Here is a 4,486-nt window from a genome sequence, read left to right on the forward strand (position 1 = left end):
GGTCGTCGCCTTGGGCGTCCCAGACGTATTCGCGGATGGGCTGGCCCTGGCGGACCGAGACGACCTCGGCGTTGTCCAGTGCGGTCGATCCCTGGCGGTTGACGACGACGCGGTTGCCGTCGGCCTCGAGTGAGGCGATGGTGTCGGCGGCGCTGCCGGAGCCGGAAGGGGCGGCGGCGGCGGGGCCGGCCAGTCCGATGAAGGCGGCGGTGAATCCGGCGGCGATGGCGGTGACGGCGGTGGCGGCGGTGAGGTTCTTCATTGTCCTGCTCCCCTATGTGTTCTACGTCTTGCTGATCTTGTTGGTTCTGATGGCTTAAACCAGCAGTTCAGGGGATTAATTCCGGTGGCAGTAATTGAACGGCCGCTGGCAGAAACACCTCGGTGGAAGAGCTGGAGACCGCGGTCGCTGACGAGAAAGGGGCACCTCCTGGTGGAGGTGCCCCTTTGTGCTGTGTCGGGTTACCTGACATCGACGAAGACCACGTTGCCGGTGGTCTGCAGGACCCGGTCGTCGCCCTGGGTGTCCCAGACGTACTCGCGGATCGGCTGGCCCTGACGGACCGAGACGACCTCGGCGTTGTCCAGGGCGGTCGATCCCTGGCGGTTGACGATCACGCGGTTGCCGTCAGCCTCGAGCGCGGCGATGGTGTCGGCGGCGCTGGTACCGGAGGGGGCCGCTTTCGGCGGCCACGGTCCGGCGGCGGCGGGACCGGCCAGCCCGAGGAAGGCCGCGGTGAATCCGGCGGCGATGGTGATGGTGGTGGCGGCGGTGAAGTTCTTCATGGCCTCTGCTCCCTAAGTGTTCGACGTTTTCTGCTGTCTTCTTGTTGGTTCTGATGGCGTAAACCGGCAGGTCAGGGGTTTAATTCCGGTGGCAGCAATTGAACGGCCGCTGGCAGAAACACCTCGATGAAACTTGTCGGTGTGTCGAACTAGTGTTCGAAGCATGTTCGATGGAGGGCTGCCCGAGACCGCGGACCTGGCCGCGCTGAGCGACGCCGAGCTGATCGACGCCGCCCGCGGGTGGGCGCGCACCGAAAACGCCGCCTGTGCGCGCAAGTTGTCGGTGATGGCCGAGATCTTCACCCGCCGCACCGACCTGCCCGCCGGGGACCGCGAATCGTGGTGGCTCGACCCCGAAGCCGCGGTGCTCGCCGAACTGGCCGCCGCCCAGAACATCACCCGCTCACTGGCCTCGCATCAGGCCCACCGCGGGGTCGCGCTACGCGAGCGGCTGCCCAAGGTCGCGGCGCTGTTCGACGCCGGGCTGATCAACGAAATGCTGGTCCGGGCGATCGTGTGGCGCACCTACCTGATCGAAGACCCCGCCGCGATGGCCGCCGTGGACACTGAACTCGCGCAGCGGATCGGTGCGTGGGGGGCGATGTCGATCAAGAAGACCGAACAGGCCATCGACGCGTTGATCGAACGCCACGACCCCGGCGCGCTGCGCCGCGCCCGCGAATCAGTCAGCCGCCGTGATGTGCAATTCGGCTCCCCGGGCGACCTGCCCGGCTACACCAGCCTGTGGGCCCGGCTGTTCAGCGCTGACGCCGCCCTCGACGAAAAACGGGTCCAGGAGATGGCCTACAGCGTCTGCGACCGCGACCCCCGCAACGCCGAGCAACGCCGCGCCGACGCGCTCAGCGCACTGATCCAACAGACCACAATGACCTGCCAGTGCGCAGACCCTGACTGCGAGGCCACCCGCGGCACACCCCCCAACAAAAACACCCTCGTCTACGTCATCACCGACCACGACACCCTCACCGCCGCCAGCCAGAACGGCCCCGGAAACGGCGACGATCCCGACGGCGGCGGCCGTGATCCCGGAGACGGTGGCGACGGCGGCGATACCGGCGGGGAGGACGGTGGCGCTTCTGCTCCCGACGACAAGCCCGATGGCGATCCCGAACCCTGCGCTCCGGCGGCGCCGGCGTTCGTGTTCGGCGCCGGGATCCTGCCCGCGGTCCTGCTCGACCCACTGCTGGCCCGCGCCCGGTTGCGCACCGTCACCCACCCCGGCGACGCCGCACCCGAACCGCGCTACACCCCCTCGCGCGCACTGGCCGACTTCATCCGCTGCCGCGACCTGACCTGCCGCTTCCCCGGCTGCGACGCCCCCGCCACCGACGCCGACATCGACCACACCGTGCCCTACCCCGTCGGACCCACCCACGCCTCCAACTGCAAATGCCTATGCCGCTTCCACCACCTCCTGAAAACCTTCTGGACCGGCGAGAACGGCTGGCACGACCGACAACTGCCCGACGGCACCATCATCTGGACCAGCCCCACCGGCCACACCTACACCACCCACCCCGCAGGGGCGGCCCTGTTCCCCGCGCTGAGCCCACCCACCGCGGCCTTGTGGGACGGCGACCCACCCCACAACATCAACATCAACACCAACACCGACCAACGCGGCGCCATGATGCCCCGACGCCGACACACCCGCGCCCAGAACCGCGCCCACACCATCACCACCGAACGCCGCCTCAACGACGACCTCGTCACCGAACACAACAAACCACCACCCTTCTAAAACGGGTGAGGCTCAGACTGCCGAGCGCCCGGTGATGGGCGGCAGATCGGCCAGCGTCACGATGCCCGGCGCTGCGGCGACGACCGCAGGTACCGCGTTGGTCACCGGCATCGCCGTGTAGATCATGCCCAACCCCATGAAGCCCGGTTCGGTCCAGTCTCTGGGCGGCAGGCAGTGCACCACGGTGCGCATGTTCGGCAGGCCGAACACCTGGACGACGTGGCCGTGCTCGAGCGGCTTGGGTGGGGTGACCTGATCGCCCATGATCCAGTTGAACCCGACGCTGACCACATTGCGGTCGCCGACCCAGCCGCGGTGGTAGCCGTGCACGCCGGCCACGGTGCCCTTCGGGATCTGCATGAAGCCGAGGTCGCTGTCGCCGGTGGCCGCGGTGAACGTCACGTCGAACGTGATCCGGTCGAGCGTGGCTCCGATTCCGTCGGCCATCATCGCGGCGGACTCGGCGAACACCTCACTCTCCCGACGCACACTCTGGGCCAGGCCCGGCATGTTGGGGTCCTGGGAGAAGCCCATCGCAGTCTGGGTGCCCGCGGACTCATAGGTAGAGCAGTCCACCGACTCGGTGATCCGGATCTCGTCGACGCGCTCACAGGCGCCCGAGAGCACCATCCCGACCAGGTTGCTCATCCCCGGATGCGCACCGCTGCCGAAGATCGTGGAACCGCCCTTCTCGCAAGCCTTTCGAATGCGCTCCAGATCCTCCGGCGACTGCTTGCCCCCGGTGATCCAGGCGGCACTGGAGCACACGTTGATGCCGGACTCCAGCAGCCGGACCAGCTCGTCGATGCTGGGCCACAACGGGTTGTAGCAACAGGCATCGGGCTTGAGCGCCACCAGTTCCTCGATGTCGTCGGTGGCTGTCACCCCGGTGGGTTCAGGCCACCCGGACAGCTCCGCCGCGTCGACTCCGACCTTGTCGGCACCATGGGCGAACACGCCGACCAGCTCCATGTCGTCACGGCCGATGATGGCGTGTAGGGACCGTCGCCCGATGTTGCCGGTGGTCCACTTGATGACACGTAGCGGTCGGTCGGGCCGCGCTCTGCTCATGGCATCTCCTCGTCGAGAATGGTTCAACAGATCAAGCTATTGCCTCTACGGTTGGTCTCATGACTGACCCGGCGCCGGTAGCCGTCGTGACCGGTGCCAGCCGGGGCGCCGGACGCGGCATTGCGACCGCACTGGCGGCCAAAGGTTGGCGCGTGTACGGGACGGGGCGCAGCATGCTCGACGCGCCCGACGGCGTCGTCGCGGTCCCGCTCGACCACCGAGACGATGCCGCCGTCGAGCGGCTGTTCGAGCGGGTGAGCCAGGAGTGCGGCCGGCTGGATCTGTTGGTGAACAACGCCGCGGTCATCTCCGACGATCTGATCGGCGCGGCACCGTTCTGGGAGAAGCCCCGCGAACTGGCCGACGTGCTGGACGTCGGCCTGCGGTCGTCCTACATCGCGGCCTGGCACGCCGCGCCGCTCCTGCTGGCCGCGGACCGCGGGCTGATCGTCTTCACCTCCTCGCCGGGGTCGGTCTGCTATATGCACGGCCCGGCCTACGGGGCGCAGAAGGCCGGCGTCGACAAGATGGCCGCCGACATGGCGGTGGATTTCCGCGGCACCGCCGTCACAACTGTGTCGATCTGCATGGGAATCCTGTTGACGGACAAGCTACGTTCGGCCTTCCACGGCAATCCGGCCGCGCTGGCGGAGTTCGCCGAGCAGGCCGAGACCCCAGAGTTCACCGGCCACCTCATCGATGCGCTGTACCACGATCCGACTCTGGGTGAGCTCAGCGGCCAGACGGTGATCGGCGCCGAACTGGCGCAGCGGTACGGAATCACCGACGAGGGGGGCCGCAAACCGCCCTCGCATCGGGAGATGTTGGGCGACCCCCGGCCACCGAGCGCTGTGATCGTGCGCTAGC

The 4,486-nt window shown here is 68.0% G+C and carries 5 protein-coding genes; 2 read left to right on the forward strand and 3 right to left on the reverse strand.

Annotated elements, in window-relative coordinates; translation table 11 throughout:
- On the reverse strand, nt 1–262 hold a 262-nt coding region (locus WA944_RS02745), incomplete at its 3' end, for a hypothetical protein (RefSeq protein WP_526646243.1).
- A gap of 200 nt (nt 263–462) precedes the next feature.
- Nucleotides 463–786: a hypothetical protein gene (locus WA944_RS02750; RefSeq protein WP_526646245.1), complete on the reverse strand. Its 324-nt coding sequence runs from the start codon at nt 784–786 to the stop codon at nt 463–465.
- A gap of 163 nt (nt 787–949) precedes the next feature.
- Between WA944_RS02750 and WA944_RS02755 the strand changes: the two genes are divergently transcribed.
- Nucleotides 950–2,548, forward strand: coding sequence for an HNH endonuclease signature motif containing protein (locus WA944_RS02755; protein WP_526646247.1), 1,599 nt, complete (start codon nt 950–952; stop codon nt 2,546–2,548).
- 12 nt (nt 2,549–2,560) lie between these two features.
- On the opposite strand, the gene WA944_RS02760 is transcribed toward WA944_RS02755, so the two are convergent.
- On the reverse strand, nt 2,561–3,619 hold the full coding sequence (locus WA944_RS02760) for an NAD(P)H-dependent amine dehydrogenase family protein (protein WP_526646249.1): 1,059 nt from the start codon (nt 3,617–3,619) through the stop codon (nt 2,561–2,563).
- Between the two features lie 59 nt (nt 3,620–3,678).
- On the opposite strand from WA944_RS02760, the gene WA944_RS02765 reads away from it, so the two are divergent.
- The gene (locus WA944_RS02765; RefSeq protein ID WP_526373156.1) at nt 3,679–4,485 is read left to right on the forward strand and encodes an SDR family NAD(P)-dependent oxidoreductase; all 807 of its coding nucleotides are present in this window, start codon (nt 3,679–3,681) and stop codon (nt 4,483–4,485) included.
- Nucleotide 4,486: the final 1 nt, after the last annotated feature.

Source organism: Mycobacterium sp. (assembly GCF_049683355.1).
In the GTDB taxonomy this organism is placed as follows: domain Bacteria; phylum Actinomycetota; class Actinomycetes; order Mycobacteriales; family Mycobacteriaceae; genus Mycobacterium.